General features: G+C 70.7%; 16 protein-coding genes. 7 read left to right on the top strand and 9 right to left on the bottom strand.

Annotated elements, in window-relative coordinates; genetic code table 11:
* Positions 1-12: 12 nt before the first annotated feature.
* The 8 genes from ACMW4R_RS05280 to ACMW4R_RS05245 form a co-directional block, all read right to left on the bottom strand.
* Positions 13-585, bottom strand: coding sequence for a DNA-3-methyladenine glycosylase I (locus ACMW4R_RS05280; protein WP_058613927.1), 573 nt, complete (start codon positions 583-585; stop codon positions 13-15).
* A gap of 59 nt (positions 586-644) precedes the next feature.
* A complete protein-coding gene (locus tag ACMW4R_RS05275; RefSeq protein WP_418299353.1) occupies positions 645-1,355 on the bottom strand; it encodes a Type 1 glutamine amidotransferase-like domain-containing protein in 711 nt (236 codons plus the stop codon).
* A complete protein-coding gene (locus ACMW4R_RS05270; RefSeq protein WP_418299352.1) occupies positions 1,352-4,117 on the bottom strand; it encodes a glycosyl hydrolase 2 galactose-binding domain-containing protein in 2,766 nt (921 codons plus the stop codon). Before ACMW4R_RS05270 ends, ACMW4R_RS05275 begins: the two co-directional genes overlap by 4 nt.
* Positions 4,118-4,121: 4 nt before the next feature.
* Positions 4,122-4,988, bottom strand: a complete 867-nt coding sequence (locus ACMW4R_RS05265; protein ID WP_058595787.1) for a carbohydrate ABC transporter permease — start codon at positions 4,986-4,988, stop codon at positions 4,122-4,124.
* Positions 4,985-5,974 carry a carbohydrate ABC transporter permease gene (locus tag ACMW4R_RS05260; RefSeq protein WP_058595788.1) on the bottom strand — a complete coding sequence of 330 codons (990 nt, stop codon included), beginning with the start codon at positions 5,972-5,974 and terminating at the stop codon, positions 4,985-4,987. Before ACMW4R_RS05260 ends, ACMW4R_RS05265 begins: the two co-directional genes overlap by 4 nt.
* Positions 5,971-8,040, bottom strand: a complete 2,070-nt coding sequence (locus ACMW4R_RS05255; RefSeq protein WP_418299351.1) for a DUF6259 domain-containing protein — start codon at positions 8,038-8,040, stop codon at positions 5,971-5,973. The genes ACMW4R_RS05260 and ACMW4R_RS05255 overlap by 4 nt, the downstream gene beginning before the upstream one ends.
* Positions 8,041-8,281: 241 nt before the next feature.
* Positions 8,282-9,547 carry an ABC transporter substrate-binding protein gene (locus ACMW4R_RS05250; protein ID WP_058613930.1) on the bottom strand — a complete coding sequence of 422 codons (1,266 nt, stop codon included), beginning with the start codon at positions 9,545-9,547 and terminating at the stop codon, positions 8,282-8,284.
* A gap of 67 nt (positions 9,548-9,614) precedes the next feature.
* Positions 9,615-10,877, bottom strand: coding sequence for an ABC transporter substrate-binding protein (locus ACMW4R_RS05245; protein WP_058595791.1), 1,263 nt, complete (start codon positions 10,875-10,877; stop codon positions 9,615-9,617).
* Between the two features lie 179 nt (positions 10,878-11,056).
* On the opposite strand from ACMW4R_RS05245, the gene ACMW4R_RS05240 reads away from it, so the two are divergent.
* From ACMW4R_RS05240 to ACMW4R_RS05225, 4 genes are all read left to right on the top strand, one after another.
* Positions 11,057-12,364, top strand: coding sequence for a DUF3863 domain-containing protein (locus tag ACMW4R_RS05240; protein WP_418299350.1), 1,308 nt, complete (start codon positions 11,057-11,059; stop codon positions 12,362-12,364).
* A complete protein-coding gene (locus tag ACMW4R_RS05235; RefSeq protein WP_418299349.1) occupies positions 12,361-14,868 on the top strand; it encodes a family 78 glycoside hydrolase catalytic domain in 2,508 nt (835 codons plus the stop codon). The genes ACMW4R_RS05240 and ACMW4R_RS05235 overlap by 4 nt, the downstream gene beginning before the upstream one ends.
* A gap of 201 nt (positions 14,869-15,069) precedes the next feature.
* On the top strand, positions 15,070-15,435 hold the full coding sequence (locus ACMW4R_RS05230; protein WP_418299348.1) for a hypothetical protein: 366 nt from the start codon (positions 15,070-15,072) through the stop codon (positions 15,433-15,435).
* The gene (locus ACMW4R_RS05225; RefSeq protein ID WP_418299347.1) at positions 15,432-16,271 is read left to right on the top strand and encodes a hypothetical protein; all 840 of its coding nucleotides are present in this window, start codon (positions 15,432-15,434) and stop codon (positions 16,269-16,271) included. The genes ACMW4R_RS05230 and ACMW4R_RS05225 overlap by 4 nt, the downstream gene beginning before the upstream one ends.
* Before the next feature lie 751 nt (positions 16,272-17,022).
* On the opposite strand, the gene ACMW4R_RS05220 is transcribed toward ACMW4R_RS05225, so the two are convergent.
* Positions 17,023-17,781, bottom strand: coding sequence for an SDR family NAD(P)-dependent oxidoreductase (locus ACMW4R_RS05220; protein ID WP_058597294.1), 759 nt, complete (start codon positions 17,779-17,781; stop codon positions 17,023-17,025).
* Between the two features lie 82 nt (positions 17,782-17,863).
* Between ACMW4R_RS05220 and ACMW4R_RS05215 the strand changes: the two genes are divergently transcribed.
* From ACMW4R_RS05215 to ACMW4R_RS05205, 3 genes are read left to right on the top strand one after another with little or no spacing between them, the layout of a single operon-like run.
* Positions 17,864-18,769: an SIS domain-containing protein gene (locus ACMW4R_RS05215; RefSeq protein WP_058597295.1), complete on the top strand. Its 906-nt coding sequence runs from the start codon at positions 17,864-17,866 to the stop codon at positions 18,767-18,769.
* Positions 18,766-19,722 carry an NAD(P)-dependent oxidoreductase gene (locus tag ACMW4R_RS05210; protein ID WP_058630260.1) on the top strand — a complete coding sequence of 319 codons (957 nt, stop codon included), beginning with the start codon at positions 18,766-18,768 and terminating at the stop codon, positions 19,720-19,722. The genes ACMW4R_RS05215 and ACMW4R_RS05210 overlap by 4 nt, the downstream gene beginning before the upstream one ends.
* Positions 19,719-20,648: a phosphotriesterase family protein gene (locus ACMW4R_RS05205; RefSeq protein WP_418299346.1), complete on the top strand. Its 930-nt coding sequence runs from the start codon at positions 19,719-19,721 to the stop codon at positions 20,646-20,648. The genes ACMW4R_RS05210 and ACMW4R_RS05205 overlap by 4 nt, the downstream gene beginning before the upstream one ends.
* Positions 20,649-21,044: the final 396 nt, after the last annotated feature.

Here is a 21,044-nt window from a genome sequence, read left to right as displayed (position 1 = left end):
GCGACCGCGGCGTCAGGCTGCCGCGCGCCAGCACCCCGCGACGTGGTCGTCGACCATGCCGGAGGACTGCATGAGGGCGTACATCGTGGTCGGACCGACGAAGCGGAAGCCGCGCCGACGCAGCTCTTTGCTCATCGCCGTCGACTCGGGCGTCACCGGCGGCACCTCGGCGAACGTCGCCGGTGGGGCGTGCTCCGCGGGGGCGAACGACCACAGCAGGGCGTCGAGCTCCCCCTCTGCCATCCCGGCCACGATCGTCGCGTTGCCGATCACGGCCTCGATCTTTCCGCGGTGCCGGATGATGCCGGCATCCTGAAGCAATCGCTCGACGTCGTCGGGGCCGAACGCGGCGACGACCGCCGGCTCGAAGCCGTGGAACACCTCGCGGAAGCGGGGGCGCTTGCGCAGGATCGTGATCCAGGACAGACCCGCCTGGAAGCCTTCGAGGCTCATCTTCTCGAACAGCGGGCGGTCGCCGCGCAGCTCGGTGCCCCACTCCTCATCGTGGTACCGGCGGTACTCGGGGTCGTCGCCGACCCAGCCGCATCGCGTGACGCCGTCGGGGCCGGTGAGGAGGTCGATCATGCCCACAGGCTACGGCGGGCCTCCGACACCGCGCCGCGCCCGACGGAACGACGGACGCCTCACAGCACCCGCGTCGGGAGAGCCTCCTCGACCACCCCGTCGCCGAAGCGATCGACGCGATGCACCGCGCCCCCGGGCAGCTCGGTGACGACGTCCACCGCGCGCGTTCCCTCGTACAGCACGCCGGTGCCCTCGTCGAGGCCGAACCCGCCCGGCAGCGCGCCCGACGCGACGGCCGCGTGCAGCGCGGGGCGCCGCTCGGGTTGCGAGTCGTAGTGCACTCCGAGTGAGCCGGGGATGAAGCCCAGGCCGTTCGTCACCGTGCGGATCTCGCCGAAGCCCGAGGTCGGACCGCCCTCGTGCCAGCACAGTGCGCCCGCCGAGGTCCCGGCCAGCAGTGTCCCGCGCTCCCACGCCCGGCGCAGCGCGACGTCGAGGCCGTGCGTCCGCCACACCGGCAGCAGGTTCGCGACGCTGCCGCCGCCCGCCCAGATGAGGTCGGCCGTGCCGACGACCTCGTCCAGATCGAGGGCCGTGCGTCCGAAGAGGCGCAGGTGCACGGCATCCACCCCCGCCGCCATCGCCGCGGCGAGCTCGCGCCCCTCGTCGACGCGCTGGTCTCCCCCGGCGGTGTTGACGAACACGACCCGCGGGCGCCCCTCGACCCCGGTGAGGTCGAGGGCGAAGCGCAGGAGGGGGCCGAAGCGCACGTCGCCCCACGACGCGTCGGCCCAGCCGCCGCAGGTCGCGAGGATGCGGGGCACGGTCACGACGTCACCGCCACGGCATCCGCGTTCCACGCCCGCACGCGCGGACGCGGCCAGGAGGCGCTGGCGAGGTCGTAGGCGATCACACGCTCCTCCCCCGCCTCGAGGCCGAAGGCATTGTCGTCGAGCCACGCACCGGGCGCGGTCGGGAAACCGTCGATGAGCACGATCGGCGCCGGAACCGCGCCGACATTGCGCACGCGCAGCACCCCGTCGGAGAAACGCGCCTCCAACCGTGTGCGGGGCTGTTCCTTGAGCGGCGCGGGGCCCGTGGCGTAGGGGGCGAGCAGTTCCTCGATCGGCCGGTCGGTCAGGCTGTCGAGCGGCTCGGCCTCGAGGGCCGCGACCTCCGCGCTCTTCGGCTGCGCGTTCAGCGCGTACCAGGCCGACGAGACGCGCTCGCCACGCGTGTCGCGAAGGTGCACCGCCAGCACGAGCACCTCGTCGGCAGGGACCTCGGCCTCGAGCGTGAACGCGAGGGCGTGGGAGTCGGCATCCAGGTCCACGGATGCCGCCCGCTCGGCGATCACGCCGAACCGGGCGTCGTACAGCCGGGCCGTCACCGCACCGACGAGGGCCTCGGGAGTGTCATTCGCGACGTGCACCTCGGCCGAGAACGTCTCGCCCGCGGCGAGCGCCGTCCGGTCGTACACCGCGAAGGCCGTCCGGGCGGCGCCGAACTGGCGCGCGCGGTAGTACGACAGCTTCGCGCGGCCGTAATAGTCGACGATCGCCCAGGAGGCGCCCGGGAAAACCTCGCCCACCTTGTAGAACCAGTAGGCCGCGGTGCGCTCCCCCGCGTGGGCGCGCAGGCGCTCCGAGGCGAAGCGCAGCGCATCGCCCTGCGCGAGCTGCGAGTACTCGACGAACGTCGCCCAGTCAGTGAGGGGACCGTAGTGCGCGTAGCGCGCCTGCTTGAACAGGTCGAAGAGCGAGAACTGCGCCTGGTGCTGCAGGATCGCGCCGTGCGCGGGAGGCGGCCACTGCTCCAGCAGGGCCGGATCGAGGAAGCGCGCCATGCTGTCGAGATCGCACTGGCTCGACAGCCCGTACTCCCCGAACACCGGCGGGACGTGCTCGGCGTACGCCTCGACGGGCTGACCCTCGTGGTACACGCCGTAGAAGTGCTCGCTTCCGCCCCACGGGTCGGTGCGGTGGAAGGGGCGCGTGGGGTCGTACTGCCGCACGCGCGTGCCGATCACCGTGAGCAGATCGTCGCCCGAGACGGTCTCGGGGTTCTCGTTGCCCCCGCCCCACATCACGAGTGACGGGTGGGTGCGCAGACGCCGGACGATGCGCGACGCCTGCTCATCGGCGACGGCGAGGGTGGCCCCCGTGGCGTCGAGTCCGAACGAGAGCGGGAACTCCTGGAGGACGAGGATGCCGCGACGATCGCACTCGTCGTAGAAGGCGTCGCTCTCGATCGTCCCGCCGCCCCAGGCGCGGAGCATCTGGAGGTTCGCGCGCACGCACAGGTCGAGGATGTGCCGGTCGACGTCGAACCCGCGTCGAGCCATCGGGTCGGTGAAGCACCAGTTCGCGCCCTTGAGGAAGAGCGGACGCCCGTTGACCACGAATCGCCAGTCGTAGACGTCGTCGCCCGATACCTCGGGCAGCGCACGCATCTCCACGGTGCGGATGCCGACCGTCGTCGAGCGCGAAGACCCGTCGATGCTTGCCTCGACGCGGTACAGCGGCTGCGCGCCGTAGCCGAGAGGCCACCACAGCCGGGCGTCCGGCACGTCGATCTCGACCGCGTGTCGGGACGTGCCCCGGGATGCCACGACCTCGGCCGTGATGTCGGCGACGACCGCGCCCTCGGGGTCGGTCACCCGCACGCGCGCGGGGACCGTGTCGGGGTCGCCGTGCGCGACGAGGTCCCACTGGACGCGCAGGCGCGCGGCACCCTCCGCGGCCTGGGCCGTCGAGACGAACAGGTCGTCGAGCTCGAGGTCGGGCACGCGTTCGAGGCGGACTCCGCGCCAGATCCCGATCGAGATGAGGTGACCGTAGTGCCACCCCCACCCCGGCGAGGGCTTGAGCACGCCGTGCCAGTCGCGCGGGGGCGCGTCGATGCGGACGACGATCTCGTCGGTGCCGTCGCCGCGCAGCAGGGCGGTCACGTCGATGTCGGGGCCGCCGTACATTCCGGTGTGCCGGGCGATCGGCTCGCCGTTGAGCCAGAAGGATGCCGCGTCGTCGACCCCGTCGAACGCGAGGCGCACCCGCTCCCCGTGCCACGCGGCCGGCACGTCGAAGCGCCGGGCGTACCACCACTGCTGCTCCTCGACGCGGGTGCGGCGGAAGTACCACGGCCACTCGCGCGGGACGCCGTGCTCGGTGAGTTCGGCGTGGGTGTGGTCGTGCAACAGCGGGTCGGGGATTTCTCCCGCCGCGGTGAGGGCGGCCTGGACCGTCCCCGGAACGGTCGCGCGGATCCACGACGAGCGGTCGGTGTCGGGGCGGTGCCAGCCCACGGGCGCGGGAGGGGCCTGTCCGCCGAACCACCGCTCGATCGCGAACTCGCGGCCGGCGGGAGCACCCGCGAGCAGCCATTCTCCGTCGAGCGAGATCGTCTCGCGCGTGGGCGGTGAGTCTTCTTTCGGCGCCGGTATCTCGGCATCCGGGGCTCTTCCGACTCCGTCGCGAACGGATGCCGGGACGACCTCGTGCACCGGGAGCGCCGCGTGCTCCTGCACCCACCGGTCGCCGAACAGCGGAGAGGCGAGCGACCGCGCCCGCTCGCGATCGTCGAGCGAGGTCATGCCGTCACTTCACCGCCCCGGCGTACAGACCGCTGACGAAGAAGCGCTGCGCGAAGACGAACAGCAGCAGGATCGGCAGGCTCATGATGAGAACGGCGGCCATGATGTTGCCCCAGTCGGCGAGGTACTGCGCCTTGAAGTAGAGCACGCCGGTGGTCAGAGTCCGCTTCGAGGGGTCGGTGAGCAGCAGCTGCGGAACGAGGTAGTCGTTCCACACACCGACGCCCTGCAGCACCCAGAACGTCGCGATCGCGGGGCGCGCGAGCGGGAGGAAGATCCGACGGAAGAGGGTGAAGTACCCGGCGCCGTCGATGACCGCGGCCTCCACGATCTCTTTCGGCACCTGACGCATGAAGGCCGCCATGAGGAACACGCCGAACGGCAAGGCACCGGCGATGTAGATCAGGATCACCCCGGCGTAGTTGTTGATCAGCCCGAGATCGCGCACCACCCGGAACTGCGGCACGAGCGCGAGCTGCATGGGCAGGAAGATCCCGGCCGCGAGCAGCAGGTACACGCCCGAGCCGATGCGCGTGGCCTGGCGCACGATCGCGTACGACGCGAGGGCCGCGACGAAGGTGGCGATCGTCATGCTCGAGACCGTGAGCAGCACCGAGTTGAAGAAGAGGTTGGTGAAGCCGGCATCCTGCCACGAGGTGACGAAGTTGTCGAAGGTCGGGGACTGCGGCAGCCCGGTGGGGTTCGTCAGGACCTCGAGGTTCGGCTTGAACGCGGTGATGACGATGATGACGATCGGGTAGATCATCGCGATGCTCAGCACGATCAGCAGCAGGTTGATCGGGAGACGGCGGGCCAAGCGCAGCATCGACCGGGAATCGAAGCGTGAGCGCGCGGGCGCGTGCGTGGTCATCGGTTGCCCTCCTCGGCGGCGACGCGGTTGTTGAGTCTGTTCTGCACGGCCGCGATCGCGATGAGCACGATCAGGACCAGCACGGCCATCGCCGAGGCGTAGCCGAAGTTGTTGTTGACCAGGCCCTCTTGGAACACCTGGGTCATGAACAGCTGGGTCGAGTTGCCCGGCCCGCCTCGCGTCATCAGGTAGACGGTGTCGAAGGCCCGCAAGGCGCCGTTGATCGACAGCACGAGCACGAGTCCGATCGAGGGGATCATGAGCGGGATCGTGATGAAGCGCATCGCCTTCCACCCCCGCGCGCCGTCGACCTTGGCCGCCTCGAGGATCTCGCCGGGGATCGTCGAGAGTCCCGCGAGGAAGATGACGACGTTGAAGCCGAGACCGCTCCACAGGTCGACGAGGATGACGCTGTACAGGGCGAGGTCGTAGTTGCCGAGCCAGTCCTGCGCGAGACCTCCGAGCCCGATGCTGCGCAGCAGCGTGTTGAACGTCCCCGTGGTGGGGTCATACATGAAGCTCCACGTGAACACGATCGCCACGGGGGAGATGACCATCGGCGCGAAGAAGATCGCGCGGTAGATGTTGCCGAGCCGGAGCTGGCGGTGCAGGAGCACGGCGATGAGGAACGCGAGGATCGTCTGCACGATGATCTTGAAGAACCCGTAGATCGCGGTGTTCCCGATCGCCTCCATGAGTACGGGGTCGCCCGAGAAGATCCGCACGAAGTTGTCGGCACCGACGAAGTCCCACGCCCGGTTGAACCCGCGGGCGTCGGTGAAGCTCGCGACGATCACCTGCCCCATCGGGTACACCGTGAACACGGTGTAGAGGATCAGCGCGGGAGCGACGGCGATCCAGAACTTGCCCGCCGTCGACCGACCGGTCCACAGGCGCGCCTTCAGCGAGCGCGTCGTCACCGCCTGGGTGGCGGTGGGGTCGTCCAGGGCGAGGACCCGCGGGTCCTCGACGCGTGTACTGCTCATAGCGATCCAATCGAGTCGAGAGAGGGGATGACGACGGTCGCGCTCCGGGCGGGCACATCGACGCGCCCGTCCGAGACCGGCGCGCGGAGCCCGTCGAGGTCGTCGGTCTCGGCGTCGCCGAGGCCGGGGAGATGCAGGGAGAGCACCTCGTCGCCATAGTTGGCCACGACGAGGGCGCGGCCACCGTCGTCCCCCTCCCACACGGTGAGGAGGTCGTGGACGGAACCGTCCGGCCGGAGGACGACGACGTCGTGATCGACGACGAGGCGCCCGTTCCACAGGCGATCGCGGTGACGATCGCGCAGGGCGTCGGCCTGTCGGGCGAGCGAGACGGTCGCGGGCATGTCGCCCGGCCGCCCCTTGAAGTTGTAGGGCTCGAGGCTCATCGCGTACCCGTAGAGGAGGCACTGCGCGACCATCGAGCGGTCATCGAATCCGGTGAGGGCGGTCACGATGCGGGCGTCGGGACGCAGCTGGCGGCCGAGTGGGCGGTGGGTCGGCGAGGCGCTGCGGAAGTACGACACGTCGTAGTGCGCGAACTGGTCGTCGTACGCGCCCTCGGCTGCGATGACGAACGTGTCGGCGCGGTCGCCGAGTCCCGCGCGGATGTCCTCGACGAAGGCGGCATCCCACGTGAACGCGCTGGCACCCACGGGGTGGCCGTGATCGTCGGCGAAGCACAGCAGGGCACGCCCGTGATAGAGCGATTCGTCGGCCAGGATGCCATCGGCCCCCCACGCGGCCATCTCGGCGACCTCGTCGGCGAAGCGCCGCCGCAGCGCCTCGACGCCGAAGCACAGCGGCACGTACCAGGGGGGGTTGATGCCGTAGCGCTTGCGGGACGAGTGGTACACCGGGCCGGGCTGGGCGTACGGCTGACCGTTCGGGTCGCGCGAGACGAACGGCTCGAGCTCGTCCCACAGCGGTCCGGGCTTCTCGACCCACACGTACTTCACGTACAGGACGGTGGCGACGTCGAGCTCACGCGCGCGATCGAGCGCGCGGCGCAGTCCCGCCTCGCCTCCGAGCTTGGCGGCGGGTCGGTGCTGCGGGACGAGACCGTCCTGGCCTCCCTCGTTCCAGCCGACGATCTGGATCGCACCGATGCCCTCGCGCGCGCACTCCTCGATGATGTCGACGAGGGCGTTGAAGTCGTACCGGGGTTCGCCCTCGGTCGACATGAGTTGCACCTGCAGCCACGAGCGCGGCTCTCGGAGCCAGGATGCCGCGCTCCGCCGCGTCGGGTCCTGGGTGGGCAGGTACGCGTCGAGACCGCGCTCCCACTCCCCCGAGAACGGGACGACGGCCATCTCAGGCAGGTCGGCTCCGACGCCGTCTCCCGCGGGGAAGTGGATCGCGTCGAGAGTCACGGCCGCATCCGCCGCCGCCGTGCGACGCAGGCTGTCGGCGAAGCCGGGCACGAGGCTCGCGCGCCACCCGATGAAGGCGAGAGTGCGCGCGGCCGGCTGCACCGTGACCCCGCCGGTCTCGCTCGCCAGCACCACGAAGGGCGATGTCGGCGTGCCCACCAGCTCGGGCCGCAGGTTGCCGCTGGCGTAGTCGGGGTACAGCGTCCCCCAGTACGGGGCGTTGGAGTCGAACACGGGCAGCAGCGACACGCGGGTGCCCGTGGAGTAGTCGACCCCGCGGAGCTCGAGCGCGCCCTCGACCGGACGGATGCCGCCGAGCGAGGGGAAGCGCACGGCCTCCACGCCGCCCTCGTCGAGGTGGAACGACAGCGACAGCCGCAGGGCCCCGTTGTGAACGCGCGCGTCGACGCCGATCTCGCCCGCGAGCCGCTCGCCCGCGGAGGTCACGGGGTCGCGCCACACCAGACGCAGCGCGCCGTCGCCCTCACGCTCGACGTTCGTGAGCGTCTGCGCCGCCGTCTCGACGACGACCGTCCGGTCGCCGCCCCGCGGAATCTCGAGCACGAACAGTGACGGTCGCCCGCCAGCGAGGGGTGCGAGACCGGTGTTCGGGCCGTCGAGGGCGAGCAGTCCGCCCGTCTGGGGGTCGAACGTCGCGGTGGTGCGATCATCGGTGATCGTCAGCAGGGAGGTCACAAGCACATCCTCGTTCTCGTCGTGTAGCCATACTACATCTTCTGGTCGATACTGCCGCTGTCGATGCAGAATCCATCGCCGCCGCGGCCGTTTCGCGTAGCCGCGCTACCGCCCGAGCCAGTGGCATCCCTCCCTCCGCAAATTCGGGGCGTGTTCTGTCGCTCGGGGCAGGGATTCACCCGCCCCAAACGGAGAAACACGCCCCGAACCCGAGGCGACGGGACCGGCGACCCGTCGCGGATCAGTCGGCGTTCGCCCGAACCTCGACGAGTGTGGCGTCGAGTTCGTCGATCACCGTGTCGACGTCACTGCGCCCGGCGATGAGGTTCTGCATGCCGACGAGAAGCGTCTCCTGCAGTTGCGGGTGCGCGGGGATCACGACGGGGCGGAACGTCTTGCCCTCCCACGCCGCGACCATGTCGGGGAAGAGCGGGTCGTTCGCCGAGACGTCGATGCCCTCCGTGGTGGGGAACGCCTTCACCGAGGTGAGGAAGTCGGTGTACACCTCGTCCTGGAAGAAGAAGTCGATGAAGCTCTCGGCAGCGTCGACGCGATCGTTGCCGGGGTTGATCCCCCACGCGACCAGGTAGCTCCCCCACATGTCGGCGACGTCGGCGTCGAGGGTGGGGAAGTTCATGTAGCCGGGCTCCACGCCCGCCGCACGCGCGTCGGAGAGGATCCAGGTCGCGGGGAACATCGCCGCCTGCCCGCTGAGGAAGGCCGACTTCGCGGCCGACTGGTTCGTCCCGAGCGGGTCGGGCATGTAGGCCGGAACGAGATCCTTCACGACCTCGAGCGATTCGGCGTAGCCGGGGATGTCCGCGAAGGTCTTCTCTCCGGCGAGCAGCTCCTCGATGGCACCCGGGTCGTCGGGGAAGACGTGCTGCGCCATCGCGTAGTACGCGATGAACTGCGGCCACCAGCTGTCCTGAGCGCTCATCGCGATCGGCGTGATGCCCGCGGCGGACAGCTTCTCGGCCGCGGCCTTCAGCTCGGTGTAGGTCTGCGGAACCTCGGCGATGCCCGCCTTCTCGAACAGCGCGGTGTTGTAGATGATGCCGTTGCCCGACTGCGAGATGGGCACCGAGTACGCGGCATCCCCGTCCGCTCCCCGGCGGGCTTCCTGCGCCGCCGCGTCGTCGAGACGCGAGAAGAAGTCGGCACCCGAGAGGTCGGTGGCGAAGCCGTCGCGGACGAAGTCGGTGAGGTTCTTCGGATCGAACCCGTAGACGTCGGGCCCGGCACCGCCGGACAGGCGCGTCTTGAGGACGTTGTCGTAGTCGTTCGTGTTGACGAACTCGGCGTTCACCGTGATGCCGGGGTTCTCGGCTTCGAACGCGTCGATGACCTTCTCATAGGCCTTCTGCGTGTCGCCGCCGTCGCCCCACATGAGGAAGCTGAGGGTGGTCGTGTCGCTCGAGCCGGCTTGGCATCCGGTGAGGGATGCCAGGGCCAGGGCGCTCAGCGCCGTCGCGGTCGTGACTGTCAGGGCGAGGGAACGAGGCATGGGGGATCGTCTTTCAAAAAGGGAACCGCCTCGCCCGGGCACTCCCGAGCGAGGCGGTTCGGTTGGTTCAGCCGTTGTTGGCGCGGTACTGCGCGAGGGCGGTGTCGAGGTCGCTCAGCACCTGCTCGGTGCTCTTCTGTCCGCTGATGATGTTCTGCAGCCCGACCAGGAGCGCGTCCTGGATGCTCGGGTCGGTGGGCGAGAACGCGGCGACGAAGGTCTTGCCCTCCCAGGCGGCCTGCATCTCGGGGAAGAGCGGGTCGACGTCGGCGCCGATCTCGACGTCCTTGGTGGTCGGGAACAGCTTCACCTTGTCGAGGAAGGCCTTGTAGGTGTCGTCCTGGAGGAAGAAGTCGAGGAACTTCTGCGAGGCGGCGAGCTTGGCATCCCCGTTGTTCGGGTTCAGGCCGAACCGCACCTGGTACGTGCCCCAGATGTCGTCGGACGGCTTGTCGACGGTCGGGAAGTTCATGTAGCCGAGGTCGAGGCCCGCCTCGCGCGCGTCGGACAGGATCCACGTCGCGGGGAACATCGCCGCCTGCCCGCCGAGGAACGCCGACTGCGCAGCGGTCTGGCTCGTGCCAACCGGGTTGGGCATGTAGTACGGAGTGAGGTCCTTGACGACGTCGAGCGACTCGGCCCAGGCCTTGCTGTCGGAGAAGGTCGTCTTGCCAGCGGCCATCTCGGCGCCGAGCTCTTCGTTCGCGCCGTGCTCGGCGAGGGCGTAGTAGACGATGAACTGCGGCCACCAGTTGTCCTGCGCGCTCATCGCGAAGGGGATGATCCCGGCATCCGAGAGCTTCTTCGAGTCGGCCAGCAGTTCGGTGTAGGTCGTGGGCGGGGCGTCGATACCCGCCTTCTCGAACAGCGCCTTGTTGTAGATAATGCCGTTGCCCGAGAGCGAGATCGGCAGGTTGTAGGTGCCGCCGGCGCGCTGGCTGTCTTTCGCGGCCTCGGGGGTCAGCTTCGACAGGTAGCTCTCGCCCCCGTCGGAGAGATCGGCGGCGAAGCCGTCGGCGACGAACGTGTCGATGTTGCCGAGGTCGAAACCGTAGATGTCGGGGCCGGCCCCACCGGAGAGGCGGGTCTTGAGGATGTTGTCGTAGTCGTTCGTGTTGAAGAACTCGGCGTTGATCGTGATGTCGGGGTTCGCCGCCTCGAACTCGGTGATGACGTCTTCGTACGCCTTCTGCGTGTCGCCGCCGTCACCCCACATCAAGAAGCTGAGCTCGGTGGGACCGCCGCCGGCACCTCCCGCGCAGCCGCTCAGCGCGCCTACGGTGGTCAACGCGACCGCCGCTACCGCCGTGTGCCTCAGCCACTTCGTCATGGCCACTCCCTCATCTCCGTCGATCGTCGCGCGGCTCTTTCCGCGGAACGTGGTGTCGGTAGCAACACTACACAAAATCGGTTCATTCGCCCATATCGAATGCGTAACGGCACTCCATCGCGGGATTATTGCTAGTGGAACTACGCAAACGTCTGCGGCGGCGGATAGGGTGAGGCCCCATGCAGACACGCCCGCCACTCGGCCGACGACTGACCATCAACACCATCGTCCGCCGCCACCAGATCGAGGCGACGAGAGACACCTCCCTCTGGGAAGACGAGACCGAACTCCACTCCGCAGCTCTCGTCGAGCGCTTCTCCGACGCTGTGCGCGGCGCGGTCCCCGACGCCTCTCTCACGTGGGCCCTCTCGTGGGGCGCCCTGACCGACGACTCCCCGCGCTACCGCGACATCCGCCGCACGCTCGCGCGTCTCGCCGCCGAGCACGGCGACGACATCACGTTCGTCCCCGGCGGCTTCTTCGCCAACCTCTACGGCACGCGCGACGAGGTCGCTCGCGACATCTCCGACGCTGTCGACCTGCTCCACACCCACTTCGACCGTCCGACCACCGCGCTGGTCGCCGGGTTCCTCTCGGCCGCGAACATCGCTGGGGCGCGCGATCTCGGCATCCGAACCGTCCAGGGCAACATCTGGAGCCAGTTCGACATCGATCTGCAAGACGGAGACGGCTCGCTCGCGTATCCCTACTACCCCTCCCGGAGCCACTTCCTCGTGCCCGGCCGCGGCGACGACCGCATCGACGCGGTCCAGCTCGACGGCTGGACGGTCGACCTCGTCGCCGCCCGCACCGCGGGCATGTCGTCCGACTACAACTCCCGACTCGGGCTCGGCCCCATCGAGACGCTCCACCGCCTGCCGCGCGCGGACGCGCTGAGAGAACTGGATGCCACGAGCGAGGCGCACCTGAACGACCGCAACGTCGCGCGCAACGGCCTCGGCTGGCTGACCGTCAACTACGAGATCAGCGAGGTCGCGCGCGGGCTTGCTCACGACCCCACCACCCTCGATGCGTGGGCAGGCTGGCTCGGGGGCCTGCGCGAGCGCTGGAGCGACCTCGAGGTGACCACGATCAGCCGGTTCGGCGACGAATGGCGCGCGCGTCACGCCGACAACGAGGACCTCGCGTACCTCCTGCAGCAGAGCGGCAGCGGCGTCCAGGCGTCGCGCGCGGGTGAGACGGTGACGTGGTTCATGTGCGCCGACTTCCGCCTCGGCGTCGTCCAGGTCGGCGACGCGGTCGAGGTATTCGACTACACCTCCTATATCGGCGCTTTCGCCGAGCCGGCGGAACGCGGGGATCGGCGGTGGAGCCTCCTGGGCGAGATCAACCAGAAGCAGACGCGCCCGCAGGACCGGCCGGTGGCCCTGGCCGCCTTCCTCGCGCAGCACCCCGACGTCGACGCCGCCCTCGACCGCCACTGGGGCGATGCCCCCGAACTCCGCGAACTGCGAGACGCCGCATGATCTCCGTCACCGACCTCACCGTCGAGCACGCCGTCGACCCGGTCGGCGTGCCCGCATCGCCGCGCTTCGGCTGGACCCTGCGCTCCGACATCGACGGCGTCCGGCAGCTCTCCTACCGCCTGAGCGTGCGCACCGGCACCGAGACGCGATGGCGGAGTGGACCCGTCGCATCCGACCGCAGTGTCGACATCGCCTACGACGGCCCGCCGCTCGCTCCGCTCCGTCGCCACGAGTGGACGGTGGTGGTCACCACGACCGCCGGCGACGCGGTCGCGACGGGCGCGTTCGTCACCGCCGTCACCGACGGCGACTGGCGCGGCGCGACCTTCATCGGTGCCGCGGATGACGGGCCGGCCGCTCCCCTGCTGCGCACCGAGTTCGAGGTGGATGCCACCCCCGACGAGGCGTACCTCGTGGTCGGGGCCGGGGGTCTCGCCCGCGTCGAGATCGACGGCGACGCCCCCGACGACAGCGTTCTCGGCCCCGGCTTCACCGACTACGAGGTGAGCGCGCAGTACACGGTCGTCGACGTCACGGAACGGATGACCCCCGGCCGCCACGCGATCGGGCTCGAACTCGGCCGCGGCTTCTACGGCATGCGCGGTCGCAACACCTGGAACTGGGAGACCGCGCCCTGGCACGCCGACCCCTCGGCGCGCGTGCTGCTGGTTCTCCGCGACGCCCGCGGCGAGCGCATCGTCGCGAGCGACACCGCGTGGACCACCACCGCGGGCCCGACCCGCTTCGACGACCTCTACGCCGGCGAGGACTACGACGCACGCCTCGAGCAGCCCGGGTGGAGCACCGCCGGGTTCGACGACGGCGCGTGGGTCTCGGCCCGCGAGGTCGAAGGGCCGCGTGGGGTTCCCGTCCCGCAGCGTCAGCCTCCGATCGTGGAGGGCGAGGCGCTCGAACCGACGCGAGTGACGCAGCTCGACGAGGGCCGCTGGGTCGTCTCGTTCCCCCGCGTCATCGCCGGCTGGGTCGAGGTCGAAGCCGATCCGGATCCGGGCGCCGAGATCGAGCTGCGGTTCGGCGAGAGCCTCCGCGCGGACGGGACGCCGAACTCCGACGATGAGAAGGGGTACTTCGACGGGCGGTTCCAAACGGACCGCGTCACGCTCGCCGATCGGCCGCTGCGTTGGCATCCGCGATTCACCTGGCACGGCTTCCAGCACGTCGAAGTACGCGCGAAGACGCTGCCGACCCTGCGCGCGCGGGTGGTCCATACGCGCGCCGAGCGGACGGGACGCTTCGCGACATCGTCGCCGATGCTGAACACCCTGCACGAGCTCACGGTGCGGACGATCCTCAACAACCTGCACGGCATCCCCACCGATACGCCGAAGTACGAGAAGAACGGGTGGACCGGCGACGGAATGGTCGGCGCCCGCATGATGCTCCTCAACCTCGACACGCACGAGCTGCTCGCGAAGTGGGTCGACGACATCGCGGCATCCCGCCACGGCGAGGGAGCCCCCGAGGTGATCGCCCCGCACGGCGGATGGAGCATGGACTGGACGCCCGCGCCGACGTGGCACTCGGCTCTCGTGCTGGTGCCGTGGGACCTCCACGAACTGCGCGGCGACGAGCGCGTGCTCGCGGACGTATGGCCCGACGCGCGCGACTACCTTCGTTTCGAACTCGAGCGCGGAGTCGACGGTCTCTTCGACACGACCCTCGGCGACTGGGTGAGTCCCGAGACCAACCCGGGCGGGGGGAACGCGCCCGAGGACACCCGTATCGCCGCCACGGCGTTCGTCATCGCGATGTGCGACACGGCGGCCGCGATCGCCCGCGTGCTGGGCGAGGATCCGGACGAGTGGGAGGCCGCCGCCGCGCGCTCGCGCGACGCTTTCGTCGGCGCCTTCTGGGATGCCGCGACCGCCGAGGTGCGCGGACGGGACGACGCCGGGTATCGCCAGGCCCACACGACTCTGGCGCTGGCCTTCGACATCCTCCCCGCCGTGGACCGGCAGCGCGCGGCCGACCGCCTGGCCGCCGACGTCGTCGACCGCGGGCACCACCTGTCGACGGGTGCGCTCGCGACCAAGCACCTGCTCCCTCAGCTCACGCGCTTCGGCCACGCCGACGTCGCGGTCGCGGTCGCCCTGCAGACGACCTTCCCGAGCTGGGGCTTCTGGGTCGAGCGGGGCGCGACCTCGCTCTGGGAGCACTGGAAGGAGGAGTCGCGCTCGCGCGGACACTACTTCCTCGGCACGATCGAGGACTGGTTCTACGCCGACGTGGCGGGCCTCCAGGCGGTCTCGCCGGGATGGCGTGAGGCGCGGATCGCTCCGCGCGTTCTCGGGACCGCGCTGTCGTCGGCGTCGGCCGCCGTGCGGACCCCGTATGGCGAGCTGTCGGTCGACTGGCGCGTCGAGGACGGCGAGGTGACGCTGTCGTGCGAGGTGCCGATCGGCGTGCGTGCCGAGATCGAGCTGCCGGGACTCCGCCGCCGGGCCGAGGCCGGGAGGCACGAGGTGCGGGTGGCGCTGGGCTGAGGGCGGGGCTTGGGCCGGGCGGGGCGGGGCTGGGGGCGGGGCGATCCGGCAGCCGCGGGGGTCCCGTTCGGCCATAAACGCGATCCGCGCACAGAAACGCGCTCTGCTCGCGTTTATCGGCGGGGATCGCGTTTATGCGCGCGGTGTGCTGCCCTCCCGCGGTTCACCCGGCGGACACCGGACGCCGTTACGGTGTCCGCCATGGCGAAGCCTCTCGCGTGGGCGGGTTCGAGCGCCCTTCTGCTGCTGCTGGTGCCCGTCGTGTACGGCGGGGCGATGGCGTATGGCACTTCCTTCCTCGTCTGGGATGAGCAGCACTCGACCTACTTCTACGACGAGCGGCCGGGTGGATTCGTCGTCATCGTCGCCGGGCTCATGGCATCCGTCGTCCTGACTCTGCTCGCGGTCGGGGCAGCGATCCGCGCCGTCGTGCTCTTCGTCCGCCGCTCGCGCTCGCGGCGACGACGCGACAGCCCGGGACTGACCTCCGCGGCCCGTTCGCCCCTCGTTCACCCACCCGCGTTAGGGTCGCCGCGAAACGACAGGGGGGTCGACGGATGCCGATGACCACACGTGCCCGCATCGGAATCGCCGCCGCCGTCTTGGGGGCGATCGCCGTCGGCGGCGCCGCGGTGGTGGTGTTCGGCTGGATGATCGACGAGACGCGCTTCGACCGCCCCGACCCCGCGTTCGACGCCCTGGCCGCCGAGATCACGGGCGTCCCCGGGGTGTCCGACGTGCAGAAGCAGCGCTGGGTCGAGGCGCCGCTGTTCGCGAATCCCTTGTCCTGGGTGCAGGTCACGGCCGATGCATCCGCGTTCCCCGAGGTTCGCGACATCGCGTGCGACACCGCGTATCCGGATGCCGTCGAGTGGGGCTTCGACCTCGAAGGCGCCGGAGGCACCCGGGTCTCGGCGTACGCCGACGCCGGGAGGGGATGCCCCGAGTTCGGGTTCGACCTGGAGGCCGTGGCATCCGAGATCTTCCGGGTCGCACCGGAGAGCGTGATCCAAGCGGCGATCTGGGATGCCGAGCGCTTCGCGCTCTCTTCGCTCGACGGCCGACGGTCGGAGGTCGGGGCGCAGCTGCTGCCCCTCGTCGCTCACGCCGACACACTGCGCGAGGCGGCGGGGGTGGATCCGGCGATGCCGGTCGAGGTCTCGGGACCGCGGCTCGGCGTCGAGATCGGCCCCGGCGAAGCGGCGGGGTACCACGCCCTCCTCACGACGCTCGTCGACGAGCACGACGTCACGTACTTCTCGTTCGGGGGCGGCGGAACGCCGATCGACGGCGTCGAGAAGGTGCAGGTGACCGCCCCCGACGCGCAGCACGACGCGATCGAGCGGCTGATCGCCGACTCCGGCCTGCCCGTTGCCGCGCTTCCGGTGGCGTTTCTGGAGTGAGGCGGCGGTCGCGCGGGGCGGCGGCAGCGCCGCGCGCGGGGCGGGACGGAGCGGCGTGGCGGGGGCGGGGCGCGGGCGGCGCGACGGGGTCGCACGGCGGCGCGGCGGGGCGGCGCCGCGGAGCACCGCCGCGGGTCGGCCATAAACGCGATCCACACGCATAAACACGAGCACAGCGCGTTTATGCGAGCGAACGGCGTTTATGCGTGACGCGCGGGGCGCGGGAGCGGGGGGGGCGCGGCGGCGCCGTAGCTGACCCATAAACGCGATCCCCTCGCATAAACACGGGGAGAGCGCGTTTATGCGCGCGAACAGCGTTTATGCGCGCGAACAGCGTTTATGCGTGGCGCGGGCGGCGCGACGGGGTCGCGCGGCGGCGCGGGGCGGCGGGACGGCGCCGCGGAGCACCGCCGTAGCCGCGGGGCGGCGGGACGGCGCCGCGGAGCACCGCCGTAGCTCACCGATAAACGCGATCCACTCGCATAAACACGGGGAGAGCGCGTTTATGCGAGCGAACAGCGTTTATGCGTGGCGCGGGGCGCGTGCGGGGGCACGGACGGCGCAACGGGGCGCGGGGCGGGCGCGCGGTGACCCACCCATAAACGCGATCCACGCGCATAAACGCGAGGAGAGCGCGTTTATGCGAGCGAACAGCGTTTATGCGTGGCGCGGGGCGCGCGGCAGCGCCCGCGCGCGAGACCGCGGCAGCGCAGCACGACAGCGGCGGCAGCAGCGCCGCGCCCGGCGCGGGTCACCAGGCCGAGTAACCGCCGTCGATCAGCACGACCGAGCCTGTCATGTACGACGCGGCGTCCGACGCGAGGAACGCGACGAGGGAGCCGATCTCCTCGGGCGCGCCGAGGCGGCCCATCGGCGTGCGGCGCACCCAGTCGTCCCACCAGTCGCCGGGGACGCCCTCTTTGGTCAACTCCGTGCCGACGTAGCCGGGGGCGACCGCGTTGACACGGATGCCCTGCTCGGCGAACTCGATCGCGAGCGACTTCACCGCGAGGTGCACCGCTCCCTTCGAGGCGTTGTACGCGGCCTGGCGCTGGGGCGCGTTCGCGAGCTCGCCCGACATCGAGCCGATCGCGACGATCGAACCACCACGCTCCTGCATGTGGCGCGCGGCCTCGCGCGCGCACCAGAACGTGCCCGTCGCATTCACGGCGAGGACCCGGTCCCACGTTTCCCGCTCGAGTTCGAGCGAGGGTTGGTGGTTCGCGATGCCCGCGGAGGTGACGAGGATGTCGATCGAACCGAGGCGGGCGGCGACATCCGCGAAGACACGCTCCACCTCGGCAGCATCGGTGACGTCGAGGTGGACGTACGACACCCGTCCCCCCTCGAACGACGCCGCGGCGGCGGTTCCGGCCTCATCGAGCACGTCGGCGATCACGACGGTCGCCCCGAACTCCTCGAGAGCGGTGACGACCGCCAACCCGATGCCGCGGGAGCCTCCGGTCACGACCGCCACACGGTCGGTGAGTTCCAGCCTTTGTCGGTACATCTTCGTCCTCCTGTGCTGTCGCGCTGTGCGGGGGAGCCCGCATCGGCTAAGATGTAGCCATACTACATGGAAGGAGCTCGCGATGACCCTCGACGTCGAGCAGGCCAGCGAAGAGTCCACCGACACGCTTCTCGAGCGAATCACCCGTCAACTGCCGCACCTGCGCCGCTCCGAACAGCGGGTCGCCGCGATCGTCCTCGACAATCCCGTCGGCGCCGCCCAGTACACGATGGCCGGCCTCGCCGAGGCCGCCGAGGTCAGCGAGCCCACCGTCATGCGCTTCTGCAGCTCGGTCGGCTGCGAGGGGTTCCAGGACTTCAAGATCCAGCTCGCCCAGACCCTCGCCCTCGGGCTGCCGGTCACCCACTCGACCATCACCTCGTCGGACTCCTCGGGCGACGTGGCCGAGAAGATCTTCGACCACACCATCTCGAGCCTCGACCGCGCGCGCCGCACCCTCGCGCCCGCAGCCGTCGAGCGTGCGATCGAGGCGATCCTGGATGCCAGCGACATCCTCTTCGTCGGCTTCGGCGCCAGCGGCATCATCGCGCAGGACGCCCAGCAGAAGTTCCCCCTCTTCGGGGTCCCCTGCCAAGCCCCCGAGGACTTTCACCAGCAGTTCATCGCCGCGACGATGTCGGGTCCCCGCAGCGTGACCGTGGCGATCTCGAACACCGGGCACACCGAGCAGACCCTCACCGTCGCCCGGGCGGCGCGCAAGGCCGGCGGAACCGTGATCTCGCTGACGGGCCGGGTCAGCCCGCTGTCCGAAGTCGCGGATATTCCCCTGATCGTGCGCACTTTCGAAGACACCGACGTGTACACCCCGTCGACGAGCCGTCTCGCCGGGCTCGTGGTCATCGACATCCTCGCCACCGGTGTCGCGCTGCGCCGCTCCCCGGCCCACAGCGAAGCCATCCGCCGCATGAAGAGCGAGCTCGCGGCCATGCGTCACGCCGAGGGCGACGCCACCGAGGCCGACTCGTGACCGGGGTCGTGCTGGTCACCTCCCGCTCGTTCGGGTCGGGCGAGTACGACCCCGGAGCGGTCCTCGCGGAGGCGGGATACCGCGTCGTCCGCGCCGGCTCGTCGCACGATCTCGAGGAGCTGGCTCCCCTGCTCGCCGAGGCCGACGGGTGGATCGCCGGCACGGGCCCGGTGACCGCGGCCCACCTCGACCTCGCCCCGCACCTGAAGGGGATCGCGCGCTACGGCGTCGGCGTCGACAACGTCGATCTGGCCGCGGCGGCGGCGCGTGGCATCCCGGTCACGAACACTCCCGGCGCGAACTCGGCCGCGGTGGCCGAGCACACCCTCGCCCTCCTCCTGACGGCGCTGCGGGGCATCCCGGCCGCGGATCGTCGCGTGCGCGCGGGCGACTGGTCGGGCAAGCCCGCGCGAGAGCTCTCTGCGCTGACCGTCGGGGTCGTCGGGCTCGGTCGCATCGGACGCCTCGTGACCGAGCGCCTGCGCGCGTTCGGCGCCACGGTCCTGGGGGCCGATCCCTGGGTCGACGCCGGCGATCCGCTCTTCGAGACCGTCGAGCGCGCCGACACCGAGACGCTCTCGACCCGCTGTGATGTTGTGACACTACATGCGCCGGGCGGGCAGAAGGTCATCGACGAGCGGTGGCTGTCGGCCGCCGACCGGCCCGTTCTGCTCGTGAACACGGCTCGCGCCGACCTCGTCGACGAGGAGGCGGTCGCCCGCGCCGCCCGGCGCGGACGCGTGGCCGCGTACGCCGCCGACACCCTCGCCATCGAGACCGCCGGAGACGCAGCATCGCCGCTGCTGGCCGCCGACCTCGCCGACCGCGTGGTCGTCACCGCGCATCTCGGGGCGCAGACCCGTGAGGGCGTCGACGGGATGGGACGCATGGCCGTGAACGACATGGTCGCTCTCCTGCGCGGACAGACTCCCGCCCACCCCGTGCCCGCATGAGCGGGTTCGTCCGAACCGTCACGGGCGACCTCGCCCCCGAGGCGCTCGGGAACGTCGACTATCACGAGCACCTCTTCCAGGTCTCGCCACTGCTCCCCGGCGACGACCTCGACGACGAAGCGGCCAGTGCCGAAGAGACGCGCCAGTTCGCGGCATCCGGATTCAAGACCCTCGTGGATGCCACACCCCTCGGTCTCGGGCGTCGCCCCGCCGCCGCGCGTCGCATCGCGGAGGCCACCGGGATCACGGTGGTCCTGACGACCGGACTGCACCGACGCGAGCACTACGCCGAGGATCATCCGCTGCTGTCTGCCGACGTCGACACCCTCGCGACGGCGTTCGTGGACGACCTCCTGCTCGGCGCCGCCGAGCCAGGCCAAACGCGCGATCCGGCGGTCCGGGCGGGTGTCCTCAAAGCCGGGATGGGCTACTGGCGACTGGATGCCATCGCCCGACGCTCCATCGAGGCGATCGGCCGCGCGCACGCGGCGACCGGCGCTCCGGTCATGGTGCACCTCGAGCACGGGACCGCGGCCTTCGAGGCGCTCGATGCACTGACGGACGTCGGCGTGCGGGCAGACCGGGTCGCCCTGGCGCACGTCGATCGCAATCCCGACCCGGGGCTGCACGCCGAGCTCGCGGCCACGGGAGCATTCCTCGGCTACGACGGACCCGCGCGTGCGCGCGAGCATCCCGACTCCGTCATCCTGTCCTGCCTGATCGCCACCGCCGCGGCCGGCGGCGGGGACCGCATCCTGCTCGGCGGCGACGTGGCCCGCCGCACGCGCTACATCGCATACGGCGGCATGCCGGGGCTGCGATACCTCGGCGACAGGTTCGTCCCGCGGCTGAGAGCCGAGGGTGGCGACGACCTCGCCGACGCCGTCCTCCGCCGCAACCCCGCCGCCTGGCTGACCTGGCGCTGAACGTCTGCCGCCCACACCTGCCGCACGCACCTGCCCCCGGCACGTCCCGCCGAGCTCTCGGCATCCGTGACGCAGGGAGGAGATGTGACAACCGGAGGACCCGGCACCGCTCCCACATCCTCCCCACAGCACATCCCCTCCGCTCACCCCCGCTCGCGCGCGAGACCGCCCCGCCACGCACGCGGCGACGTGGCCCGCCGCCCCCGCGCCATCCGCGCCGCCGCCCCCGCGGCTCCCCGCACCGCCGCCCTCGCGGCATCCGTAACGCAGGGAGGAGATGTGACAACCGGAGGACCCGGCACCGCTCCCACATCCTCCCCACGGCACATCCCCTCCGCTCACCCCCGCTCGCGCTCGCCCGCGCTCGCCCGCGCCCCACTCGCCCGCGCCGCCGCT

This window comes from Microbacterium sp. S1037, from assembly GCF_048381605.1.
Taxonomy (GTDB): Bacteria; Actinomycetota; Actinomycetes; order Actinomycetales; family Microbacteriaceae; genus Microbacterium; species Microbacterium testaceum_B.
This window is presented reverse-complemented; position numbering and strand designations above follow the sequence as displayed.

Coding starts and splice junctions, on each gene's coding strand:
- ACMW4R_RS05260 (WP_058595788.1), bottom strand. CDS start 5,974: ATGAGCAGTACACGCGTCGAGGACCCGCGGGTCCTCGCCCTGGACGAC.
- ACMW4R_RS05250 (WP_058613930.1), bottom strand. CDS start 9,547: ATGCCTCGTTCCCTCGCCCTGACAGTCACGACCGCGACGGCGCTGAGC.
- ACMW4R_RS05220 (WP_058597294.1), bottom strand. CDS start 17,781: ATGTACCGACAAAGGCTGGAACTCACCGACCGTGTGGCGGTCGTGACC.
- ACMW4R_RS05215 (WP_058597295.1), top strand. CDS start 17,864: ATGACCCTCGACGTCGAGCAGGCCAGCGAAGAGTCCACCGACACGCTT.
- ACMW4R_RS05270 (WP_418299352.1), bottom strand. CDS start 4,117: ATGACCTCGCTCGACGATCGCGAGCGGGCGCGGTCGCTCGCCTCTCCG.
- ACMW4R_RS05240 (WP_418299350.1), top strand. CDS start 11,057: ATGCAGACACGCCCGCCACTCGGCCGACGACTGACCATCAACACCATC.
- ACMW4R_RS05235 (WP_418299349.1), top strand. CDS start 12,361: ATGATCTCCGTCACCGACCTCACCGTCGAGCACGCCGTCGACCCGGTC.
- ACMW4R_RS05205 (WP_418299346.1), top strand. CDS start 19,719: ATGAGCGGGTTCGTCCGAACCGTCACGGGCGACCTCGCCCCCGAGGCG.
- ACMW4R_RS05245 (WP_058595791.1), bottom strand. CDS start 10,877: ATGACGAAGTGGCTGAGGCACACGGCGGTAGCGGCGGTCGCGTTGACC.
- ACMW4R_RS05280 (WP_058613927.1), bottom strand. CDS start 585: ATGATCGACCTCCTCACCGGCCCCGACGGCGTCACGCGATGCGGCTGG.
- ACMW4R_RS05230 (WP_418299348.1), top strand. CDS start 15,070: ATGGCGAAGCCTCTCGCGTGGGCGGGTTCGAGCGCCCTTCTGCTGCTG.
- ACMW4R_RS05225 (WP_418299347.1), top strand. CDS start 15,432: ATGACCACACGTGCCCGCATCGGAATCGCCGCCGCCGTCTTGGGGGCG.
- ACMW4R_RS05265 (WP_058595787.1), bottom strand. CDS start 4,988: ATGACCACGCACGCGCCCGCGCGCTCACGCTTCGATTCCCGGTCGATG.